The sequence below is a fragment of the Ensifer sp. Root142 genome, from assembly GCF_001426785.1.
In the GTDB taxonomy this organism is placed as follows: Bacteria; Pseudomonadota; Alphaproteobacteria; order Rhizobiales; family Rhizobiaceae; genus Ensifer; species Ensifer canadensis.
The window spans coordinates 1-22,496 of the sequence record NZ_LMFK01000032.1; the positions used below are offsets into that span (position 1 = coordinate 1).

Genomic DNA, 22,496 nt, shown 5'->3' on the forward strand with positions numbered 1-22,496 from the left:
TGACCTTCTTCCATCATTTGGTGTCCACCTCTTTTAGGTGGACACCTCATGCCAAAGCTCACTCAATCACAGAAGGTGCGGGGAAATTCGCGCTTACGATCAATCGAGGGCGACGGCACCGTTGACCACACGTTCGGGTCAGGTGGCCGGTTACTTTTCTTGGTCACCTTTCTCGCCCGGAGCCGACTTGATTCGAGAGACCACTCCCATCCTAGCAGCGACCACAGCGTTGATTTTGGCTTTGACAGTCTCAATGGGTGCCTCAATCTGGAACCGGTCGCGGCGCTTGAAAACGAGCCAGGCACAATTGAACCATCTTGCCTTTCACGACGGATTGACAGGGTTGGCCAACCGGCGAACGTTTCACCGACGCCTTGCTGAAAGGCTCAACGGCGCGAGCAAGCCGCGTGAACTTGCAGTTCTGTACATGGATCTGGACCGCTTCAAGCAGGTCAACGATATGCTTGGACACCCAGTCGGCGACGCATTGATCATAGCGGTGGCTAAACGATTGAATGAGGCCGCCGGACTTGCCGAAACAGTTGCGCGCATTGGTGGAGATGAATTCACTGCAATCATAGCCCATACAAACCGGCAGGATGTCGAAAAACAATGTCAGCGGCTGATCGACGCGATCCAGGAACCCTTCGAGGTCAAGGGGCACCCCATTCGAATTGGGCTCAGCATCGGCGTGTCCATGTTGGGAAGTGCGCGTGGGACTCAACACAAATCGGCGGACGAAATGATGCGCGAGGCCGATATCGCCCTCTATCACGCCAAGGGCGCGGGACGGAACTGCTATGCCATCTTTGGCGCGCACATGGACGAACTGATCAAAATGCGCCGCGAGCTCGAGCGAGATCTACGCGCTGCTCTCGAAGCAAAGGATCAGTTGGAAATCCATTACCAGCCGGTCTATTCCGCACTGGGCCGCCAGATTACGGGCGTCGAAGCCCTGTTAAGGTGGAGGCATCCTCTCAAAGGTTTGATACCGCCGGATATGTTCATCGGTCTTGCAGAGGAAATTGGGGTTATTGAAAAGGTTGGCTCCCTTGTCCTTAAGGAGGCCTGCACTGCCGCCTTGCCATGGGAGGGCCTCGGACTTTCCGTCAACGCATCGGCGCTTGAGATGCGGAACCCGAACTATGCCCGCAATGTGCTGGCCATTCTTGATGAACTGAAATTCAAGCCGGAGAGACTGGAAATCGAAATCACCGAGACAGCGCTTGTCGATGAAGACGGGCAGTGCGAGAAGAACATACGCGCACTTAGAGCGGCGGGCGTTCGCTTCGCTCTTGATGATTTTGGCACGGGTTTTTCTTCATTCGGGTGCCTACAGCGTCTGGAAGTCGACCGTATAAAGATTGACCGTTCTTTCGTGAATGGTTTCGGAACACCGGGGGGAAACGAGGAAATTGTTCAGGCAATCATAGGTCTGGCGCACGCCAAGGGGCTGAAGACGACCGCCGAAGGGATCGAAACAATCGAGCAACAAGAGGCGCTGTGCCGCTTGGGATGCGACGACCTACAGGGTTTTCTGTTATCTCGCCCCGTGCCATCGCAGGTCATTGCTAAGATTCTGCAGCAGCGCGGATCGACCATTGAGACGTAGGCCCATCGAAAACCAACGTGCCCGTGTTGTGCATTGAAGGTGCCAATAGCACCTTAACGCGAAGGCGGAGTAAGCGCACGAACGTCACCTTTCGAGTGAAGGAAATCGGCGGTCGTGCAGAGGGTCAACTGCGCCGAAAACCGTTCGCCTAACAAGCGAAGCGCGGCATCATGCGTCTGGTCAGCGCCGCTACAAACGGCATCTTCGAGCACAAGGACCCGGTAGCCGAGATCGACGGCGCCGAGCACAGTCGCGAGGACGCAAACGTCCGTTTCCCCACCCGTCAGCACCACTGTATCCACCCCGCATTGTTGCAGTGATTGATGAAGTCGGCCTTCGAGCCAAGGTGAGTAGATGCGTTTGTCGATGATCCTTGCCGGCGGAACAAGTCGGGCCAAGCAAGCTGGAAGCTCCAACAATTCTCTGGGCAGATGCTCCCCTGTCATCATCCACCATTTTGCGTAGTATTGAGCCCACATGCCCGGTGCGTCCTGCGCGCGTTCCGGTGGGATGAAACGGGTAAAAATGGTCTGCTCTGGAAAATTGGCGGAGACCTCCGCGACATTGGGTAGTACCCTGGACATCCATTCCACTCTCCACGGCGTGTCCTCATTGAAGAGCCGTTGCATGTCAATGCAGAGATGCTTCCAGTTGCGAGCCAAGTTCAAATCTCCCTCCGAGCTTGCCGGCGGTCGTCCGGCGCATCATCCTTCGAACTCAATTTGTGTATGATCGTTCCCTGAGAATGTGAGGGGTAGCGAGCCGGCCTTGCACCAAAATCGCTCAAGCCTAGTGCCTTTAATTTTTCACGTAGTGACGCCCACCCTGCAAACAGCGGATTACGTCGAGGGGCGACCGCGAGCAGGCTGAAACCACGCAATTGGTCTCTCGCGAACTATGGTCAGCTAAGTTTTGGGAAAGGGAACATTGAACATCGAACGCCGTTGTTCGGAGATCGCTGGTGTAAAAGCGAGAAAGGCCAGCTCGTCGACCGAACCAACGCGGCAACGGTCCAATCTCACGGCGTTTGGCTGAGCTTTCGAATCTGGAGGGGAGGAATGACGGATGCATGAGCCACGCCTTGCGCCCTCGGTGAGACTGGAGTTGCGTCGATGATTAACCGGCTTGGTAGCTGTCGTTGCGGTCAGGTCAAATACGAAGTCCGCGGGCCGCCGTTGCGGGTCGGGATTTGCCATTGCAAAGATTGTCGACAGGAAAGCGGCTCGGCGTTCACTTTCTTTGGTGTTTGGCCGCAAAGCGAATTCGACGCAGCTGGTAATACAGTGCTCTACGAAGGGCGAAGGTTCTGTCCTCGATGTGGCTCCAGGATGTTCAGCTGCGAGGGGAATGAAGTCGAGATCAAACTGGGTACGCTGGCCGATGCGCCAACTTCATATCTTCCCACTTATGAACTCTGGGTCAAGCGCCGCGAACCATGGTTGCTTGCGATCGATGGAGCCGAGCAACATTGGGAGAATCGCCGACCCCCATCAGTCGATTGAGGTTTCTCTGTTAGCCGCGCCACCCGTCCGGGTTCTTTGACGCAAGCGCGAAGCTCGGTTGCATTTGGAGAAGTGTCCCATAGCCCAAGCTTGGCCGATGAGCCAGCACCACTGCGCCCCGTGATACGCGGGGGCACGGCGGTGGCTGGCTCACTGTTGTTGCAGGTTTAAGCTGCCTTTGCCTTCATATTTGCCGCACTAACCGCTAGCTGGGTTAATTTCTTGTCCGTAGCACCTTCCTCCTGAAGGGTTGCGTCGAGCAAGCCGACTGCGTCCTTAAGACCCAACTGTTGGGCCCAGGTTTTCAGCGTGCCGTATCGGGCAATTTCGTAATGCTCAACTGCCTGGGCAGCAGAGATGAGGCCAGCGTCGATCGCCGGTGAGCCTTTGAACTCTTCGATGATCTCCTCTCCCTCAGCAATCAAACCCTGGACCGCCTCACAGGTCTTGCCCTGGGCACGTTTCCCGATGAGTTCAAAGACTTGCTGGAGCCGTTCCACATGCCCCTCCGTCTCGTCTTTATGCTTCTCGAACGCGGCCTTGGTGTCACTTGACTGGGCGGCACGGGCCATCTTCGGCAGCGCCTTCAAGATCTGACGTTCAGCGTAGTAGATATCCTTCAGAGTCTCGTGAAAAAGCTTCTCCAGATTTGCTTCAGCCATGTGTTCCTCCTTGGTTGAGGATACTCTAACCTGACTTGCAGCAAAAAGTTCCGGCCTCGTGTGCAGATCGATCACAGCCTGGCTCTTCGGCCTCCCGCGAACGGGACCCTTCGGAACCTATCTCTCGCGATGAAGTTATCTTGGTAGGCTACAACCAAGCCACCCTGGCGACATCTCGCCAACAACGCCGTTATCGGGCGGAGATTAAGCATGCCGTTGTTTTACTTCAGGACGACCGATCAAGAGGGGTTTAGTGCCGATGATCGTGGCTTCGAGTTCCCTGACGAAAAAGCCGCCCTCGCCGAGGCGAAGGTAACACTTGCTGAAATGGCAGCCGATGGACTGCCGCTAGATCCCGTGTCGATGATTAGCGTGCAGGTGATGAACAAAGACCGTATTTTGCTGCTGGAAATGCGGCTCGTCTTGGAGATAATTCCGAACACGAACTGGTCCGACACTGGCAACGACAGGCTCTCCGATTTGCTTGAGTCGCGACAGGGCCGCGGAACATAGAGCTGTTTCAAAGGAGGATGGCCAACACTCAGCCGATGAGATGCTCCTGCCAGTCCGCAACATCCTTTGCTGACGGAACCCGTTGGGCCCCTCTCGCTTCGGGCGTTAGTAACAGCGCTGTGTTGCCAGATAGCACCCAGCGTCGATCAAGATCGGCGGGCCGTAGCCCGCCTCCTCCATATCGAACATCTTCGCTAGACCAGGCTATTGTCCACTGGTGAAACTCCGGAGGAGCGAATAAAGGATCGGCCAGGCTGGCAATCACCAGATCACGACCGAGATTGATGAGCAGAAGGCGATCATCCTTGCCTTGCGCGGTGAGGTATCGCAATAAGAGGCAGCGATCGCTCAAAACACTTCCGTCCACCGCTGCCGGCGGCTCCCCTTCGCCAACGACCGGAATGCACCGCCGTAAGGCGATCAGGTCTGTGTGCAGTGCGAGCATGTCTCCATTGCGTTCGGCATCTTCCCAAGCAAGCTTGCAACGCTCGAATGTTGATCGATCACACGGATCGGGCATGTTCCGTCTGATTTGCTGGTCCCTGAAACTCGCGAACTGCCACAGGAAAGCAAGTCTCCCATCTCGTACGCTAGAGCTGTTGTCCTTTGCAGCGTCGCTGAAGTAGAGGAAAGGTGTGCTCGCTGAAAACTCTTGCCCTTGGAACAACATCGGCGTTTGGGGCCCGAGAATAAGAAGCGCCGTCATTGCCCTGAGGCGTGCGCCGCTCGTCAACTGATGGATGCGTTTTCCGCTCGCCGAGTTCGCGATTTGATCATGATTGTCGAGGAAGTGCACGAAATTCGCCGGAAGCAGATCGCGCGCTGGCTTGCCCCGGGCCTTGTTCTGCCAGTTGTATCTTTGGCCCTGGAAAAGGTAACCATATTTCGCTGCCGACACGAATTCCTGCGGGTGGCCCCGGTAGTCGTGGAAATAGGCCTCGCGCCGTCCGGTAAGCGCAACCTTGGCCGAATGATGGAAATCATCATTCCACACGGCGTCCATGCCAAGCCCCCCTCGTTCCGTTGCTCGGACCAAGTTCGCGTCCTGAGGTTCGTTTTCGGCGAGCAGGTACAGCGTCTTCACGCCCGCTGCCCGTCGACAGGCGTTCGCGATCTCTCCCACAATGTGCCTCTCGCTTTTGTCTTCAAGGGCCTGAGTGGCATCAATCCTCAGCCCATCAAAGTGAAACTCCTCGATCCAGTAGACAGCATTGCAGATGAAATAGGTCCTGACTCCATCACAACCGTCACCGTCCAGATTTAGCGATCTGCCCCACTCGTTGCGTTCGCCCTTAAAATACGATGCAGCGAATCGATCAAATCGATCCCCGGGCCCGAAGTGATTGTAGACGACATCAAGAATAACGCCGATGCCGACAGCGTGCGCGGCGTCCACGAACGACCTCAGATCGTCCGGCGTGCCGTAAAGTCGCGTAGGAGCGAAGAGTAAAACGCCATCATAGCCCCAGCCGAAGCTGCCCAGGAATTCGTTCACTGGCATCATCTCGATCACTGTTACACCGAGATCGCGCAGATGTTGCAGCCGTTGTCGCGCTGCTGTCCAGGTCCCTTCTGGCGTAAACGTGCCGACGTGTAGCTCGTAGACCACTTGGCCTTGCGGGGGCACTCCTGTCCAGGCCTGGTCGCGCCAGATGAAAATTGACGGTTCTATGACCTGCGAGGGTCCCGTCGGTCCGAGCGGCTGGAACCTGGAAGCCGGGTCGGCTTCCAGGACCCCGTCATTATCAAGGTCCAAATGATAGTTTGTCCCGATGCCCAAACCAGCTACGAGGCCAGAAAAATATCCATTCCCTTCAGCGTGGAGTGGGTAATGTCCATTATCGGTGACGACCGAAATGCGCTTGCGCGCCGGCGCCCACACTCGAAAGGATACACCTCCCCGCATCGGTTCGGCCCCAATGGGAAAACGCCGGCTAATCAGTGCCTCGTGCGCACTCGGACTCATCTGACATCCTCCATTAGCCGGCATCACTCGAAGGGAGAGTGATGGAGCCTAACCGTGAACTCTGAGGCAAGTTCCAAGGACGCTAGCTGGCACCGAACTTCCTGCGGCATCCGATCTGAGTGTTTTCTGCCTGGAAGGGTGCTTGGCATAGACGCTGACCAGCGTAATCTCGCCTAAGCTCGAGGCTCGCCAACCTCTAGCGGCGCATGCTCTTGCGGATCCGCGGCAACGAGACGGCGCTGGATAATCCAGGCTCTAATGCACTTGTCGGTCGGGCGTCCAGGCCGGCCCAAACCACAGGAGCCAGAGAGCCGCAAGAATGGGAAGGGACCCAACGGTTAACAATATTACGGCCACCATGATTCAAACCTCCGTCGGGACATGGTGTTGTGGTATCGGCCCGTCGCATCACATGCACTTGCCGTCAGTCAAGACCCAACAAACCGGCACTGTTTTCGTTCCACTGCTGCAGCACGCTGCGTGATGGGCCTGCGCTGCCACCTGCCGCATCGTCGAGGCAAGTTCGGTGGTCTTGCCTGCTCCCGTCGTAGTGCGATCAAGAGAAGAAGCGACTGGTCGCGCGGCTGGGAACCTTTGTCAGGATCAGCAGTTAGTTCCTGGTATGAACGTCATCCCTGCAAAAGGGAAGTCGGGTGAACAAACGAATGTCGTCAAGACAAAGAGAAAATTGGAATGGAAAGGCTCCAACTACCGGGGCCGGAGAGGTGAAAGCGCCATGACGACCGGCGTGGAAGGAAAAACAATCCAGGCACAGGAGTACCCCTCCCCTTGAATTGAACAGGTGAGAAGTCGTGAAATCTGCCGATAGAGATGTAGTAGCGCTTTCCGAACAGCTTCGAGCGATGACGGATGATGAACTGTTTACCCGTATGGGCGAACTGGAAAAGGAAAGTGAGCGACAATCGGTACCAGACCAAGCCGTCTTGGCAACGATCGCGCTTGTGGAAACCGAAATCGAAAGACGTTTTCCAGGTCAACTCATGGCTCCTTACCGTGAATGGCGGCGCCGCGAGATCTTATAGCCCCCGGCGTCACGCATTGCGAGGCGCGCCCGTGCAAGCTCCTCAAGGATGGCCGCATCACAGAAGCCGCTGATCTTCCGGCGTGACGTCTTGCGCAGCGCAGCGCCGCCTGCATTTCGGAACAGAACTGGAGATCCCGGCAAAGTACGGCACACCCTATGGCACCGACTGCACCTCGATGCGCTATATCGTAAGGCGTTTTCAGCGATCGGGGCGTCATCGAATGATCGCGATTGCGTTCCTCCCGGCCGGATCGGCAGGCCTACGATGATCTGCAACAAGTATCTGAAGAGAGCTACCTGGGCACTAGATCCGCAACCAGGCGACCTTGGTGGCTGAACCCTTTGCCGAGCGGCCCCAGCATGTCGTGAGCCGGGACCTAACGGGGTGACTTTGAAGCCGAATCTGCGGCAGCACTCATCTAAGCCTCGGAGCGCCACGGTTGATCTCCGGAGACATCGCCAAACAAAAACCGGCTGAAGACTCGGAACACAATGGGGCTCAAAGGGTTGGAGCCGCACGTATGGATTGAGAGACGATATAAAGGAGCTTACGATGAAATACATTGCCCTTGCTACCGCGACACTGCTTTTGGGGGGCTCCGCCATGGCGCAGTCCGCGGCTGAGAAATCGGGTATCAATACGGCGCTTGGCGTGCCGCCTAAAACAGAGGATTTTGTCAAGGAGGCAGCCACAAGTGACATGTATGAAATTGAATCGAGCAAGCTTGCCGTGGAGCGGGGCGATCAAGCGATCAAGAGCTTCGCGGAGCAGATGGTTGCAGATCATACCAAGACGTCGTCTGAACTTAAGCAAATGCTCACGTCCAGTAAGGTGAAGGCGGAGCTTCCAACCGCGATGACAGACGATCAAGTGGAAGCGATCAATGAACTAAAATCCATGCAGGGCGCTGACTTCACCAAGGAATACCTCTCCCAGCAGGAAGACGCGCATGAGGATGCGGTGGATCTTTTTGCCCGATACGGGAGCGAGGGTGACAATCCCGAACTGAAAGCTTGGGCTGAAAAGACCAGACCAGCGCTCCAGCATCACCTTGAAATGGTCGAGGGCCTGAATAAGTAAATTGAGTTGCTTGTCAAAAGCGAAAAAGCGTCGGCCGGTGGCGCGCAAGCCGCCGCGTGAGTGACGCTTGGCAGACAAAGTGGGAGGTTGCTGTTTCGATTTTGCTGTTCACGTCTTCGTCCTCCCGGCCGTATCGGGGCACTATCCGCCGAGCAACTATCATGTTAGGGTTGCAGGGCTCGGGCGAAAAACGTCTTAGAATATAACCCGACCCAGCCCGGTTGTCCGCCGAGCTGTGGATCTTGAGCCTTGTTTATCCTTTTGCACCACGCGCTTGGCCAACCGGCCAGGCAAACCCCCAAGGAAGGAGCATATAATGAACCGCATTGCGACTTTATCCGCGATTGTTGCCCTCTCCGTCTTAAGCATCAGCGAAATTGCTTATGCCCAGGGTGCCGAAATGAACTGGCCGGCCAACATCGAGAAAACGGTGACTGACTTCAAGGGCGACAAGGTTAGCGTTGTTCAGGTCAGCACGCTGGCGGAAGCGAACCAGACGCGCATGTGGGTGGAAAAAGCGACTCCCGAACAACGCAAAGCGTTGCTGACGGCGGTCGAAGGCAATAAGGCCCTTGCCGAGCAGCTGAAATCGCAAAAAATCGAGATGGAAAACATCGCAGGCGCCGAACAGGCCGCGGACGGCGCATTGATCATCTACGTTCGCTGAGCCTCCCGACAGAGGCGGGATGCGAGGCTTGAAACTGTCGCGTCCCGCATCTGCCAAGATTTATCCGGAGGCAGAGCAACTCCCCGGCGCTCAAACTGACTATCAGTACACTCGTCGGTTCCGCGCGACTGAAAGGGCGGAGGCGACGGTTATGCGTGCCGCTTTGTTGGTGCCGGGAGATGAGCGCTTGGATATGCGCTTCGCTTGTATATCTCGACCTAAACAGCAGGATTCTGGACGGTTGTGCGTCAATCCGTATCGGTTTTTCTTTGCGCCCTTCCGCCGGTAATTGGTACCCATGCACTTTGATGCCGCGGGGGATTGCGGCCTATCCTGGCGTACCGACCAAATCAGCGATCATGATCTGGTAGGGGATGGGATCCTTTCCCCCCTGCGTCGTGAAGCGGCGGCTTATCTCCAGCGGTGTTTCGTTCTCGGAACTTCCGTGACAAGCAGACGTTTGATTAGCACTGGGCATGGGCCCTTTCCCACGACCTGGCTAGGCGAGGTCGCAAGATCGAGAAAAGGAGCGCTTATGCAAACCGTGGATAGACTTATCATCGACGCGGAGCGCTTGGCCGATTGCAGGGACATGGTGGAGATCGAACTTCACGAGCTTATCGAGCGAGCAATCAGATCAGGTTACGCGGCCGGAGAGGTACTCGTAGCCGTAAGTGAACTGGCCGCCGAAGAGCTGGCACCAGCGCTAGAATTTCCAAGCCTGCACTGAGATAGGCGACTTCTTGCGCTTTACCAGAAAAATAGAAAGACGGTACCGCGTGTGCCGGCATGCGTTGGGATCAGCGCCTTTGACATTAAAGGCCTCCCTATCCTCCCCTTTCCACCGCGATTGCGAATAGTAGATCTAGGTTCGAACCGGCTCTCGTTTCTCGCCTCGCTCCTCTGTCACCTCTTTGAACTGCTGGAATTTGCGAGCCGGAAGTCCGTTCGATGCCAAAAGAATCGTGAATCCGACAAGGCAAGCCCGAATTGCCAGTTGCGCGGGCCTTGCTGACGCCAACAGAATCGGTGTGTGATCGGCAATTGGAGCCCATTGGCTGCACTGCGGGCGGAAAAGTCGACCTCGCGGCCAGTTCGATGTGGCAAAGTGCTTCGCTTAAGACTGGCGTTGGCCGGATTTGTGCGGAGAAGATGAAACAGGAGTCGGAACGCAGAGGAATAAAGACCGCCAGACGTTTCCGTTGTGGAGCCCTTCTCGATCTGTAGCGAGAAAGAGAAAGAACTCTCCACATTAAGTTGCATCAAGTGCAGCATCGGCACGTTCCGGTGAGCGGCATTCTTTTGCCTTTAGCAAGGTGAAATGGACGATGGAGAGAGATGCTGTAACGACGCCCTTCGGGCGGCGAGCGATGACGCTTGGCATGTTGGCCACCCAAGTACTTTCCCGACAAATTGAACCGGGACAAACGGCCGGAAAGTGGAAACTGTTCCAGTCATTATGCGATGCAAGGTTGCATTTTGGCCTCAGCGAGCGTTCGCTGCTGGTGCTGAATGCTTTGTTGACGTTCTACCCACACGACGAGATCAGCGAAGAAAACGGGCTTGTAGTCTTTCCGTCCAATTCGCAGCTTGCTCGTCGGGCGCATGGGATGGCCGAAGCGACTTTGCGCCGACATCTCGCTGCCTTGATCAACGCGGGCGTCTTGGTTCGAAAGGATAGTGCCAACGGAAAGCGCTACGCACGCAAGGACCAGTCGGGTGGCATCAGCGAAGCGTTTGGCTTTTCTGTCGCGCCGCTTCTCGTGCGTGCCGAAGAGATCACAGCGATTGCCATATCAGTAGCAAAGGAAAGGCAAGAACTGCGGCGGTTGCGCGAGCGATTGACCATCTGCCGCCGTGACGTTTCGAAGCTCATAGTAGTAGCGCTGGAAGAGGGGGCGCCAGGAGACTGGTTCGCGGTCCAAGAGCGATTGCGAATTATGACCCAGACGCTTATTCCACGCCCGACCAGGCAGCAGGCGGAGGACGCGCTTGAGGAATTCGAGATGCTGCGAGAAGAGGTCACCAGCCGGCTGGAATTGAAGTTTAAATCGAAGGATATGAGCGGCAGTGCCGATCATATTGATCGGCACTTACATAGTTCAAACCCCCAGTCCCTATCTGAATTTGAACTTGGCTCTAGAAATGAGCCAAAGGCGAAATCCGAGCCAAGCAACCCCCATGAAAACCGGGAGATGGCCATCTTCCCGATTCAGGTTGTGCTGAAAGCATGCCCCGAGATTGTTCCCTACGGACCCTATGGAACAATATCCAGTTGGCGCGATTTGATGGTGGCGGCGGTGACCGTGCGCTCGATGCTCGGTGTTAGTCCGTCTGCCTATCAGGAAGCTTGCGAGGCGATGGGGCCGGAGAATGCCGCAACGACCCTCGCCTGCATTCTCGAGAGAGCCGGTCACATCACTTCCGCCGGCGGCTACCTTCGGGACCTGACCGCCAAGGCTCGCAGCGGAAGGTTTTCGCTCGGTCCAATGATCATGGCGCTGATGCGGGCAAATGGACAAGGGATGGGTTAAGTGCGGCATGGGGTTGGGCCAACTGTGGCCAACCGGGTCGCACCGGATCGACAGCAAACGGTCGTCGAGGAACGCATCAACCGCCGCCGCAAGAAATACCAGAACATGAAGCGTCTGTGCGCTCTTGCGATCGCCAACGCGGGCCGGGAGGGCAGATGTTCATCCGGATCATCCGCGACCAAGACGGCAACGCAGCCTTGGAGGCCGTTTGAGATCACGTTTCGCGGGGGCAACGGAATTTGCGGACGAGCATGGCAGCTTTAACGACCTGGTTGGCCTGAACGAGCTGCAGCGCGTCAACCAAGGCCTATCAGGCCGACGAGGCAACAAACACCAATCAGGTCGAGAGCTTCTTTTCGCGGGTGCAACGGGCCTACGTCGGCATCCACCATCGGTTTTCGTTGAAGTGCTTCGATTGGTACGTGGGCGAGTTCGCGTGGCGCGAGGTGAGCAATCGCGGCCGTCGTTCGTTCTACGCGTATTTTGCGATTGAAGAATTGAAGACCGGCCTAAGGGCGAATTCACTAGCCGCTATTCCTGCCGGACACCTATTGGAGAGCACGGCGAAACACGACGCATACGCCTGCTTCGGGCGGAGTGATTTGGTGGAGCTTGCAACGATAATTCATTGGAAAGAGGAGCGCGGCCTTTCTCCTTGTATCTCCTGGGGAGGTCGGATGAAACTCGAACAAAAGTCTTTTGAGGCGGAACATACACCCGCAGCAGATGTTGGGTGTTCGCAAGAAGCCGGACGGTCCAACTCCCTCACCGCGCCAGCCCCCGGTGGACCGTTCGGCGCTCCCAGTTCGCCTCGCAGTCGGGTCGTGAGAGCACTTATCATCAACGTGTGAGAAACGGCTCTGCGCCCTGCGGCAGATGCAACTGGTTATGATAGAGCCTACAGTCTTTGAGAGATAGGCGAACTTTGCGGAACAAGGCGGTCCCTTGGTTGTTTGTCCAGGACAGCAGGAGGATGTTGATGCGTTCCCCATTGGCAACTCACCTCAGTAAGATGCTCTTTCTCACTACCGCCCTCACCCTGTCAGCGACTGCCTCGGCGCAGATGAAAGGCACGGCAGGAGAGTTCTCGGATGTCACAATCGAAAGCTCCGTATTGGAGCCGGAGAAACTCGCCGTGCCGGACGACAAGAAGCTCACAGCTTTAATCAAGGCGCCGGAAGGCTTCACGGTTGAAGTATTTGCGAGGAACCTGGTGAACCCCCGTATGCTTGCAGTCTCCAAGTCAGGAGTTCTTTATGCAACTCGTCGGTCCGTTGGGGACGTAATCATGTTGAAAGACGACAATGGCGACGGCAAAGCGGAAACGGTACGGACGGTTGCCAGCCGACCCGGCATGCACGGTATTGCTTTCGATGAAAACGACGTATTTCTGATCACCGTCAATGACGTCTACACTGCTCCGGTCAAAGAGGATGGCACTTTCGGGCCTCTGACGCGTATCATCAACGATCTTCCCGATGCCGGCCAACATGCGAACCGAACGTTGGGTCTCGGGCCCGACGGCATGCTTTACATTTCCGTTGGCAGTACCTGCAACGAATGTCAGGAGAGTAATGCTGAAAACGCCACCATATTGAGGGCGTCCAAGGATGGAATCTCGAGATCGATATTTGCCAGCGGACTGCGCAACACGATCGGGTTCGATTGGGAGCCGAGCACGGGGGCCCTTTATGGGTTTGATCACGGTATCGACTGGTTGGGTGATGAGGTCCAGATCGAAGAACTCAACCACCTTGAGCAGGGCAAGCGCTATGGCTGGCCATACATATTCGGCGCCGGCGAATTCAACCCTCATATCAATCCTGCGGAAGGCATAACCCTGTCAAAGTGGGCCGCGCTATCGACTGAGCCGGTGCTCGGCTACACTGCGCACAGCGCGCCGATGCAGATGGCCTTCTATCAGGGCACTATGTTTCCGTCGGATTTTCGGGGAGACGCCTTTGTGGCAATGCGCGGATCATGGAACCGCCGTCCTCCCAGCGGCTATGAGGTCGTTCGCATCAACTTTGAGGATGGCCAGCCGAAAGCTTTCGAAAAGTTTCTCCAGGGTTTTTTGCTACGCCAGGAGAACGGCAGATACGGTTACCTCGGACGATTGGCCGGCATTGCGGTCGGCAAGGATGGTTCCTTGTTCGTCGCCGATGATTCGAATGGCTTGGTATACCGGGTCTCATACTCGGGCGAAGTCAACGGCTCGCAGTCAAGCTTAATGAACACCCCCAATACTTACCGCGAACTTCCTCCATCGAAAATCGCGATCGAGCTGCTTGTGGCGAAGTCCCCCGCTCCAATAGAACTCAACGCAATTTTCGCTGACAAGAAACCGATCCCGCTGTCTTATGCCGCAGAGGGTGAAAATGCTTCGCCGACGCTGGGCTGGCGCGGCGCGCCCGAGGCAACGAGATCCTTCGTCATTATCGTTGATGATCCCGATGCTGCAACGCCGAAGCCATTCGTTCACTGGTTAGCCTATGACCTGCCAGGCAATCTCAATCACTTGAGGGAGGGCCTGCCGAATGATCCGGTCCTCTCGCACCCAAAAGATGCAAAGCAAGGCATGAATTCGGCTGGATCGCTCGGCTATATCGGTCCGAAACCGCCGGTCGGTGATCCTGCTCATAACTATCACTTCCAAATTTTCGCGCTGGACGTGGAGACGCTAGGGCTCGATCCTGGGATGACAAGAGACGCCCTGATTACAGCCATGAACGGACACGTACTCGCCAAGGGTCAGGTTATCGGGACGTTCCAGCGCGAAGGCACTCGTTGAAAGCGAGTGTTCGACGAGCGTATTGGCTCCAAGGATGGCCCCTTGGGAGACCAGCTCTTGTTCAGCGGTCCAAGATCTTGTGAGATTCTGCCCATCCCACGCTACGCTTACCCAGCCGTACCGCCCAACCGTTCGATCGCCGTTGCGAGCGAGCGCTGACTGTTGCAATAGTCCTGCCAGGCGGTGCTCTTTGCCAATAGGTCTGGCACGCTGCGGATGGTGTAGCGTGTCGGGTCAAGGCCCTTTCTTACCTGGTTCCAATTCAGGGGCATCGAGACGGTTGCCCCGTCACGGGCCCTGGGCGACAACGGCGCAACTGCTGTCGACATTCGGTCGTTTCGCAGATAGTCGAGAAAGATGCGTCCCTCCCGCTGGTTCTTTGCCATTTTGATCAGATAATGATCTGGATTGTCGCGCGCCATTTCCTCGCAGACATCGTGGGCGAACTGCTTGGCCACAGACCAGTTCAGGGCTTTGCCTTTGGCTGCTGCGAGGGGGGTGACGACGTGCAGTCCCTTCCCTCCGGTTGTCTTACAAAAACTGACAAGACCGAGTGCTTCCAGGCGGTCGCGGATTTCTCGCGACGCTTCGATGACGCGATCAAACGCCACTCCGGGGCCGGGATCGAGGTCGAACACAAGGCGTCCGGGCACCTCGGGTTCACCGGGTTCGCAGTTCCAAGGATGCAGCTCTATGCCGCCTATCTGAGCGATGGCGGCAAGGCCTTCGACCCGATCGATCTGGAGATATGGCTTCTTGTCACCGAAGACCGTGACGAGCTCGAGCAAGTTCGAGGTACCAGGCAAAGCGTGCCGTTGGAAAAATTGTTGACCATTAATCCCATCGGGCGCTCGGATGATCGAACAGGGGCGTCCTCTGATGTGCTCGATAAGCCAAGAGCCCACAGCCTCATGATAATGGGCAAGATCGACCTTCGTCACTGGCTCGCCATCACCACTATCCGGCCATAGCGGCTTATCAGGGTTGGAAATCAGCACCCCCATCACTTCGGCTTTGCTTTTCTTGCGAGGAGGTGTCGGCAATACTGCTGGTGTTTCGGGATCCGCAACCTTCGCCTTCTTCGGGGAGGCGGGCACTTCCGCTTCGACCTCTCGGGCCGGTTTATCTTCGCGAAGACCCTTGAACGCCGCTTGGCGCACCTGCCCGTCTCCCGTCCAGCCGGCGAACTCGATCTCGGCGACAAGCTCGGGCTTGAGCCACACGACACCGGGTTTCTTCTTGGGCGCCCCTATGCCGGTGAACGGAGATTTCGCCGCCTCAAGCGCCTGCAGCTTGGGCAAGATGCTCTTAACTGTCTTGGCACTGTAACCCGTGCCAACCCGCCCGACGTAAACGAAATGGTCACCGCGATTAACGCCGACAAGTAAGGAGCGGAATTTGCCGCTGGTTGTTGAATAGGCGCCGATCACTACCTCATGTCCCGCACGGCATTTTGATTTCGCCCAGGTATCGGTTCGGCCCGATTGATAGGGCGCGTCCGCCCGTTTAGAAACAATGCCTTCAAGTGAAAGTCGGCAGGCCGACTTCAAGACCGCATCTCCGCCCGTTTCAAAATGCTCAACAAAACGAACGCGCGGATCATCGCCAGCTTTCGACAGCATCGCAGCTAGTCGTTCCTTGCGGTTTGTAAGTGGCTTTTCCCGCAGGTCTTCGCCTTCGGCAAACAGGAGATCAAAGGCGAAGTAGACCAGGTCATCAGTCTTCCCCTCTGACAGGGCTGCCTGGAGAGCTGCGAAATCGGGCGCCCCATTTTCATCGATCGCGCAGACCTCACCGTCAAGAATACTGTCGGGAAGAGAGGCTCCCGCCTTGGCAATGGCTGGATATTTTGCGGTCCAATCCAGGCCCTTCCGGGTCTTCAGCGTGACGTCGCCGTTTTTGACCCTCATTTGGATACGGTAGCCATCGAATTTGATTTCGTGAACCCAGCCTTCAGTCGAGGGCGGACGTGCCAATGTTTCGCAGAGCTGCGGCGGGATGAAATCTGGTGCGGGTCCGCGTGTGCTGCTTGCTGGCTTCTTGCTCGTCCTACGACCGGCCTTTTGCTGTTTCGCGGCTAATCCGTTCTTGCTGTCCCAAACAGCGTCGGCCTCCAATCCCCCCTCTTTCGACATGAAGGGCCTAGGCTGTCGTCCCTTTCCCGACGCGATCGCTTCCATAGTGCGGCCTGAGGCAACCGACCGGTTATTCTTCTCCAAGACAATTGCACCGTTCTTCTCCACGGAATATTCGTCGCGATGTTTGATCAACAGCCAGTTGGTGCGTTTGCTGCCATTGCGATCGTTGCGCATGCGCACGAGCACGAAGCTGCCTTGCAGACGTTCACCTTCCAACGTGAACTTCAAGTCACCGTTGGCTAAGGCCTCGTCCGGAGCCTCTTCCCCCTCCGGTTCCCAGTAGCCGCGATCCCACAGCATCACCGTTCCGCCGCCGTATTGACCCTTGGGGATGGTGCCTTCAAAATCTCCGTAGTCGAGGGGATGATCCTCGACCTCTACGGCCAGGCGTTTATCGTGCGGATCGAGCGACGGCCCCTTCGTCACGGCCCATGATTTGAATACGCCATCAAGCTCGAGGCGGAGGTCGTAATGCAGACGCGTGGCGTCATGCTTCTGAATGACAAAGCGCCGGCGATTAGAGGGCTTTACCTCCGCTTGACCGCTTGGTTCACGGGTCTTTCCGAAATCGCGTTTCCGTCGGTAGCTGGATAATTTCTCACTCGCCATGACGCCCTCGACTGACATTAAATGGACCTTCCGGGGAGACTTGCCTTAGCTAGATAAAGCCCCTCAGGCGATGAAAGTTCCTGGCTGGCCGAGTGTTTGGTTCTTGCGAGGAGAGCTATTGTTAGGCGACCTGCAAAACCGGTCCGGCGGCAGATGATTGGGGCAGGCTCCTTATCCTGCGCCATTGAGGATGACATTCCTTGAGGCTTTGCTGCAGCGCACCCGGGGCCATGGGGGCAAGTGTGCAAGGGGCAAGACTTTGTCCAGCGAGCAGGTAGACGATGACGGCTAGATATGCGTTATGGTCCCTTCACGGGATGGGTATTGCCGCTCGTTGGTGGCGGCCAGTTACCTGCTCCAGGAATGGTTGCGACACTCCGAACCAGAACAATCCTATTCCAAGCGGTTGCCGTCGAGGTGGCGGAACAAAGGCATTGCCTTGTGGTTGGAGCGCAAAGTGCAGCAGTCGCTGCCTGAAACCTCGTGAGGAAGCCATGCCAGACCCAACCAACCAGATCAAACAGGGGGACGTTATGCCCCCAGCCGAACCCGGGTTCGCCGAAAGCACCACAGATGCAGCAAAACCCGCCAGTCTCAGCGACTTAAAAGCGAGGGTCAGCGACGATTTAAGCGCTGCGACGGATGCCGTTAAGGACAGCGCGAACACTGCGATGGAAAGGGTGCAAGACACCCTGGCAGAAAAAACGACGTTCGCGGCGCGTCAAACGGCGGGGATCGCGACTGCTCTAAAGAAGGTGGGTGCGGAGCTCGAAAGGGGTGACCAGCCGGAAGTAGGCCGGTACGCAAAGCAGATCGGCGCGAGTGTCGCAGCGGTTGCACGAAATATGGAAGGCCGAGACCTCGGTGAAATAGCCGGAATGGCGGAAGACTTTGGCCGCAAGCAGCCGGTCGCATTCCTGGGGTTGGCTGCACTGGCCGGGGTCGCTGCGAGCAGGTTCCTGGCGGCGTCTGCACGACGCGCTTCTCATGCTGCAGCCAGCAAATCGGCTGCCGGTGACTTTCAGTCCCTTGGGGCGGGCTCCCAAGTAGGAGGGCGTGACAATGGCTAAAACGACCGATCAGATGCCCCTTTCCGAACTTGTTGGCGGCCTTGTTTCAGATGTCTCGGGCCTCTTGAGGAAGGAGATAGATCTTGCAAAGACCGAGGCCTCCGAAAAGGTGGCAAAAGCCCTCGGCGGCGTCGAAGTCCTCATGATTGGGCTGATTTTTGCGATCGGCGCGGTTGGAGTGTTGCTGAGTGCACTGGTGAGCGGTCTTGCTGCGTCTCTCGTCAGCAACGGAATGAACGAGGTCACCGCCAATGCGACGTCCGCCCTGGTCGTCGGCCTGGTGGTTGGCCTGATTGCTTGGGCGCTCATTTCCAAAGGTCTCGCAACATTGCGGGGCTCCAATTTCAAGCTTGACCGCACGACCGCATCGCTTCGCCGCGATGTCGATGTCGTCAAGGAGAAAATGTGATGGACCAATCGTCAGAAAAATCCTCGGCCGACATTCAGCAGGAAATTGACGCCGACCGTCAACGGATCGAAGCACGTATAGGTGCGATCCAGGAGCGTATGTCCCCCGGGCAGCTCGTCGATGAAGTGATTGCCTATGCCAAGGGCAGCGGCGGGGCCGAGTATCTCAGCAACCTCGGCAACGCGTTGAAAGCAAACCCCTTGCCCGTGGCCTTGATGGGGGTGAGCCTCGCCTGGTTGATGGCCAAGCAAGGGTCAGCCCCGGAGGGAGATGCAGTACCGTTCGAAGAACCTTATCCGCTATATACCGCCTATGGATCCGTGCGGCGCGTTGGTCCGCCGGAAATTGTTGGCGAGGAACGCTACAGCCATTTCACCGACGACGCTGGACAGCGTTTCCGAGCTCTGACCGACAGCGCGGGTCGCCGTGCCGGCAACTTTCTTGACGCAAGCGGAAAGGCCTATCGGGGGTTTGCAGATGCCACTGGCAAGCAGATCTCGAATATTACCGATGAGGCCGGTGCGGTGCTCGATGCCTCTACTGGTTGGGCGTCTGCGAGTTGGAACAAGGTCAAGGACACGGCTGGTGATGTTGCTCGAAGAGCCACGGACGCGGCTAGCGCCGTGGTCGGTTCGTCATCTGCGGCAGGATCAACTCTCAAAGACCAGTCCCATCGTCTTAATGATGCTATCCTGACGCATTTCCGCGACCAGCCGCTTGTTGGTGGGGCACTGGCGTTTGCCGTCGGAGCCGCCATCGGTGCTTCGCTGCCGCATACTGACATGGAAGACGAAGTGCTCGGAGAGGCGGCAGATGCTGTGAAGACCAATATCGCCGCGCAAACCTCCGAACTTGTCGAAGAAGGCAAGGAGATAGCATCTGATGTCTACGAGACCGCTGTCCACGTCGCCTCGGACGTTCATAATGTCGCCAGGGATCGCGTCATGGAAGAAGTTGAACAAGTAAAGACGGACCGTTAGCGCTGACGCTCCGCCACGGTGAACGGGCTACACCAACCAACCAAGAGCCCCACGGCGCGGCTCTTGACCATGCCCGTGGGTTGGTCAGGCGAGAGGCGGCAATCTGGCTTGGGGTCGGAGGTGGAGGCGTTCGGCGGAGGCACCGCGCGAGCCTAGGTTATCTCGGTCGAGGAAGCTCGTTGTGAACAAGAGCCCGTATTCAGGACGGGCTCTTGTTCGCTTATTTTGTGTTCTTGTGGCTCTGCTGGCCGGCTTTCGCCTTCTGCTCGTGACTTCCACCTTGTTTGCCCGAGGACGTGCTCTTTTTCGTGGCAGCGTCCTTGCTGCCCGCCGACTTTGCACCTGGTTTGCTTGTTGCTGCCATTTCTCATTACTCCCTTGATCGTGATCCTGATTGATCTCGATGGTGTGCAAACCGCGAAATCGAAAACAAGTTCCAGGCTTCGCCCTGGTAAGTCGAGAGCAGTTTGGCTGAAGATAATCAGCTCCGTCGCGCTCTACGGCTCGACGGCTTCGTGGCGGTCTGGACGCCTGCGGGCATTGTTGCCTGGGCGCTGATGACCGCAGCCGGTTCGATCTGCCTAAAATCACACTGGGATGGCTTCTTATCCGGGCGCCATCTAAGGAGCTTTGTCCCGTGCCTAAATCTGCGTCCCGTAATCTGATCGAATTTGACCTCGACCACCAGAGTAGGTTTAAGGGGCTGCCACTGCGAAGTGCGCTTTGTAGCCCAACGGCTCGGACCTCCCGGAGCCTTGCCTGTAAAGCCAGGTGCCTCGCGCAAGGCCTCAAGCTTTGCTGTGAGCTCTGGTTTTTCGTCGTTCCTTATCGTGGAGGTGTAGCCGACATGGTCGAGTTCACCAATGTCATTGTAGAGCCCGAGCAACAAGGATCCGACCAGCTTGCCGTTGCCGTCATATCGAAAACCGCCGACAACGCAGTCGGCCGTTCGAAGCCGCTTAACCTTCGTCATTGTCCTATCACCAGGCAGATAGGGGGCATCGATGCGCTTGCATATCACGCCGTCTGTGTCGCCTCCTGCGTCGGACAACCAGCGGCGGGCTTCAGCGACGTCGTTGGTGGACGGCGACAGCAAGAGATGTTCTCCGTCCGCTACGGTTTTCGCCAGTGCTTCCAACCTGGCTCGGCGGTATCCTAAGCTCTCGGCGAGGAGAGACATACCGTTTGTGTCTACCAGCATGTCGAAGGCGACTAGCCTTGCTGGTGTCTTGATCGATAATGTCCTGATGCGGCTTTCCGCCGGATGGAGTCGCATTTGCAAGGCGTTAAAAGAAAGTTCCCCGTCGATCGCGATGACAAGCTCACCATCGATCACGAACTGATCAGCTGGCAGCGCAGCGAGGAATGCCACCAACTCCGGGAAATAGCGGGCGAGCCCCTTGCCTGACTTTGCCCGCAAGTCTACTTCACGACCCTTCTTGAAAGCGAGGCATCGGAAACCGTCCCACTTCGGCTCATACTGCCAACCCTCTCCTGATGGGAGTTGATCCGCTGAACGCGCTTCCATGGGTTCGGTTTCTATCGATATTCCAAAGTTCAGATTTGTTTGCGAAACCTGTTTTGCCATCACACCTCGTTCTGCGGTAATGCTGCATTGGCACTGGGTGATTACCGAACGCGTCAGCTGAGAAAGACCCCTCAGTAAATCAGGCCACGGTGGAAGATGCGATAGCGTTGGCCACTCCCCGCTTGCCAGGCTGCTGTACGCTTGACCGCCGCCGTGATGACCGGCTTGGCCGCCCTGGCTACCACTCTGTGGCCACCCTGGCCTGGCCACCTTGCTGCTGATTACCCGTGTCCTGTTCCTCCGGTAAACCGTTGTATTCAACGTGACGTGCCGCCCTAACCTCGGGCAAAAGGACTGGTTCCCATTTTGATATTTTTTGTTTTTTTCAGCATGGCGATTCTGCGGTAGACAGAAGTGTTGCTGCTACGCAAGTCAGCACTTGAGGAAGCCGATGTGCCTGGCAGAAAAGCGTTCGTGTCGAAGCCCAGCATGACCGAAGGCTGGGCGATGGAAGTCTCACGCCTCAATGTCAACGGGAGTGTTTGCCTCGTCAGGTCAGGGAGCTCATGGCGTTGATCCATGCTGGAAGGCGATGATCGCCGCGGCAACTTCGTGTGGAGCTTCCTCAGCCATGTGATGGCCGCTGTCGATACTGCGACCAACGATACCTGGTGCCCAAGGTCGCCAGATCGAAAGTGGATCACCATACAATTCTTCCAGGTCATCGCGCTTCGACCACAAAAGACATGTCGGACACATGACCGTCTTTCCGGCTTCCCGGTCAGCAAGATCATGAGCCTTGTCGACACCAAGGCCTGCTCGGTAATCTTCGATCATCGTATGAATTACTTGCGGGTTTCGCGTTGCGACCAGATAGTCATTGAAAGCCTCCTTGCCCATGAACTGCGCCGAGCCACCGTACCAAGCGTCAGGGTCGGCACCAATCGCGCGTTCAGGTCGATGCGAAGTGCCGAAGAAGAACCAATGCCACCAGAGACGGGCAAATTTCTCGTTGGCGCGCTCCAACGCTTCGAGAATAGGAACGCCGTCCATCACAATCAGCCGTTCGACACGATCGGGAAAGTCCATGGCGGCACGAAGCTGCCGCGGTCATGGCCAGCTACGGCAAAGCGGTGGTGGCCGAGATATTCCATGAGTTCCATGCAATCGCTCGCTTTGGTGCGCTTCGAGGATCCGGCATGATCTGGCGTGTCCCTTGGCAAGTACGATTGGCCAAAACCTGGTAGATCCGGGCAAACAATAGTGAATTTCGAAGAAAGCTTGTTTGCGTGCGCGCTTCGCAAAAGCTGGACATTGATTCCGCTAAATCCCGGACAGCGCTTTCACTAAAGTCCGGACAGTTTGACGAGGTTGGTCCTCGGCAGCCTG

Annotated in this window: 19 protein-coding genes and 1 pseudogene; 13 read left to right on the plus strand and 7 right to left on the minus strand. The window is 56.8% G+C overall.

The features are described from left to right. Positions 1 to 121 precede the first annotated feature (121 nt). A complete protein-coding gene (locus ASD52_RS24775; RefSeq protein WP_156613033.1) occupies positions 122 to 1,612 on the plus strand; it encodes an EAL domain-containing protein in 1,491 nt (496 codons plus the stop codon). Between the two features lie 53 nt (positions 1,613 to 1,665). Here the strand turns inward: ASD52_RS24775 and ASD52_RS24780 are convergent, their stop codons facing one another. Further along, positions 1,666 to 2,241, minus strand: coding sequence for a cysteine hydrolase (locus ASD52_RS24780; RefSeq protein WP_057225731.1), 576 nt, complete (start codon positions 2,239 to 2,241; stop codon positions 1,666 to 1,668). 483 nt (positions 2,242 to 2,724) lie between these two features. Here ASD52_RS24780 and ASD52_RS37770 point away from each other — a divergent pair, with 483 nt between their 5' ends. Then, positions 2,725 to 3,114 carry a GFA family protein gene (locus ASD52_RS37770; protein ID WP_082571876.1) on the plus strand — a complete coding sequence of 130 codons (390 nt, stop codon included), beginning with the start codon at positions 2,725 to 2,727 and terminating at the stop codon, positions 3,112 to 3,114. Positions 3,115 to 3,281: 167 nt separating this feature from the next. Here ASD52_RS37770 and ASD52_RS24785 read toward each other — a convergent pair whose 3' ends face one another. After that, positions 3,282 to 3,776 (minus strand): ferritin-like domain-containing protein, encoded by a 495-nt coding sequence (locus ASD52_RS24785; protein WP_057225715.1) that lies wholly within the window; start codon positions 3,774 to 3,776, stop codon positions 3,282 to 3,284. A gap of 210 nt (positions 3,777 to 3,986) precedes the next feature. Between ASD52_RS24785 and ASD52_RS24790 the strand changes: the two genes are divergently transcribed. Next, positions 3,987 to 4,289 carry a hypothetical protein gene (locus ASD52_RS24790; RefSeq protein WP_063991863.1) on the plus strand — a complete coding sequence of 101 codons (303 nt, stop codon included), beginning with the start codon at positions 3,987 to 3,989 and terminating at the stop codon, positions 4,287 to 4,289. 28 nt (positions 4,290 to 4,317) lie between these two features. On the opposite strand, the gene treZ is transcribed toward ASD52_RS24790, so the two are convergent. Beyond that, positions 4,318 to 6,255: a malto-oligosyltrehalose trehalohydrolase gene (treZ, locus tag ASD52_RS24795; protein ID WP_057225717.1), complete on the minus strand. Its 1,938-nt coding sequence runs from the start codon at positions 6,253 to 6,255 to the stop codon at positions 4,318 to 4,320. An 812-nt stretch (positions 6,256 to 7,067) separates the two neighbouring features. Here treZ and ASD52_RS37775 point away from each other — a divergent pair. The 7 genes and pseudogenes from ASD52_RS37775 (at position 7,068) to ASD52_RS24820 (ending at position 14,373) form a co-directional block, all read left to right on the plus strand. Then, on the plus strand, positions 7,068 to 7,298 hold the full coding sequence (locus ASD52_RS37775) for a hypothetical protein (protein WP_309239243.1): 231 nt from the start codon (positions 7,068 to 7,070) through the stop codon (positions 7,296 to 7,298). A 555-nt stretch (positions 7,299 to 7,853) separates the two neighbouring features. Next, positions 7,854 to 8,381, plus strand: a complete 528-nt coding sequence (locus tag ASD52_RS24800; protein WP_057225719.1) for a DUF4142 domain-containing protein — start codon at positions 7,854 to 7,856, stop codon at positions 8,379 to 8,381. 316 nt (positions 8,382 to 8,697) lie between these two features. Beyond that, positions 8,698 to 9,048 (plus strand): hypothetical protein, encoded by a 351-nt coding sequence (locus ASD52_RS24805; protein ID WP_057205418.1) that lies wholly within the window; start codon positions 8,698 to 8,700, stop codon positions 9,046 to 9,048. Positions 9,049 to 9,583: 535 nt separating this feature from the next. Continuing rightward, entirely contained in the window at positions 9,584 to 9,778 is a 195-nt protein-coding gene (locus tag ASD52_RS24810; RefSeq protein WP_057218411.1) for a hypothetical protein, read from the plus strand. A gap of 598 nt (positions 9,779 to 10,376) precedes the next feature. Then, on the plus strand, positions 10,377 to 11,582 hold the full coding sequence (repC, locus tag ASD52_RS24815) for a plasmid replication protein RepC (protein WP_057225722.1): 1,206 nt from the start codon (positions 10,377 to 10,379) through the stop codon (positions 11,580 to 11,582). Between the two features lie 332 nt (positions 11,583 to 11,914). After that, positions 11,915 to 12,040 (plus strand): annotated as a pseudogene (locus ASD52_RS40335) (transposase); the annotation flags it as partial. 521 nt (positions 12,041 to 12,561) lie between these two features. Beyond that, a complete protein-coding gene (locus tag ASD52_RS24820; RefSeq protein ID WP_162254182.1) occupies positions 12,562 to 14,373 on the plus strand; it encodes a YbhB/YbcL family Raf kinase inhibitor-like protein in 1,812 nt (603 codons plus the stop codon). A gap of 107 nt (positions 14,374 to 14,480) precedes the next feature. Here the strand turns inward: ASD52_RS24820 and ligD are convergent, their stop codons facing one another. Continuing rightward, complete coding sequence (ligD, locus tag ASD52_RS24825) at positions 14,481 to 17,120, minus strand: DNA ligase D (RefSeq protein WP_057225733.1); 2,640 nt, start codon at positions 17,118 to 17,120, stop codon at positions 14,481 to 14,483. 533 nt (positions 17,121 to 17,653) lie between these two features. On the opposite strand from ligD, the gene ASD52_RS24830 reads away from it, so the two are divergent. From ASD52_RS24830 to ASD52_RS24840, 3 genes are read left to right on the plus strand one after another with little or no spacing between them, the layout of a single operon-like run. Continuing rightward, a complete protein-coding gene (locus ASD52_RS24830; RefSeq protein ID WP_057225735.1) occupies positions 17,654 to 18,190 on the plus strand; it encodes a hypothetical protein in 537 nt (178 codons plus the stop codon). Next, entirely contained in the window at positions 18,183 to 18,599 is a 417-nt protein-coding gene (locus ASD52_RS24835; RefSeq protein WP_057205397.1) for a phage holin family protein, read from the plus strand. Before ASD52_RS24830 ends, ASD52_RS24835 begins: the two co-directional genes overlap by 8 nt. Further along, entirely contained in the window at positions 18,599 to 19,579 is a 981-nt protein-coding gene (locus tag ASD52_RS24840; protein WP_057225727.1) for a DUF3618 domain-containing protein, read from the plus strand. Before ASD52_RS24835 ends, ASD52_RS24840 begins: the two co-directional genes overlap by 1 nt. A gap of 481 nt (positions 19,580 to 20,060) precedes the next feature. Here the strand turns inward: ASD52_RS24840 and ASD52_RS24845 are convergent, their stop codons facing one another. The 3 genes from ASD52_RS24845 to ASD52_RS40800 all read right to left on the minus strand — a co-directional run bounded on the left by ASD52_RS24845 (position 20,061) and on the right by ASD52_RS40800 (position 22,411). Continuing rightward, positions 20,061 to 21,167 (minus strand): ATP-dependent DNA ligase, encoded by a 1,107-nt coding sequence (locus ASD52_RS24845; RefSeq protein WP_082571879.1) that lies wholly within the window; start codon positions 21,165 to 21,167, stop codon positions 20,061 to 20,063. Between the two features lie 504 nt (positions 21,168 to 21,671). Then, positions 21,672 to 22,196 (minus strand): alpha/beta hydrolase, encoded by a 525-nt coding sequence (locus ASD52_RS24850; RefSeq protein WP_057225729.1) that lies wholly within the window; start codon positions 22,194 to 22,196, stop codon positions 21,672 to 21,674. Next, positions 22,166 to 22,411 carry an alpha/beta hydrolase gene (locus ASD52_RS40800; RefSeq protein WP_347369227.1) on the minus strand — a complete coding sequence of 82 codons (246 nt, stop codon included), beginning with the start codon at positions 22,409 to 22,411 and terminating at the stop codon, positions 22,166 to 22,168. The genes ASD52_RS24850 and ASD52_RS40800 overlap by 31 nt, the downstream gene beginning before the upstream one ends. Between the last annotated feature and the right edge of the window lie 85 nt (positions 22,412 to 22,496).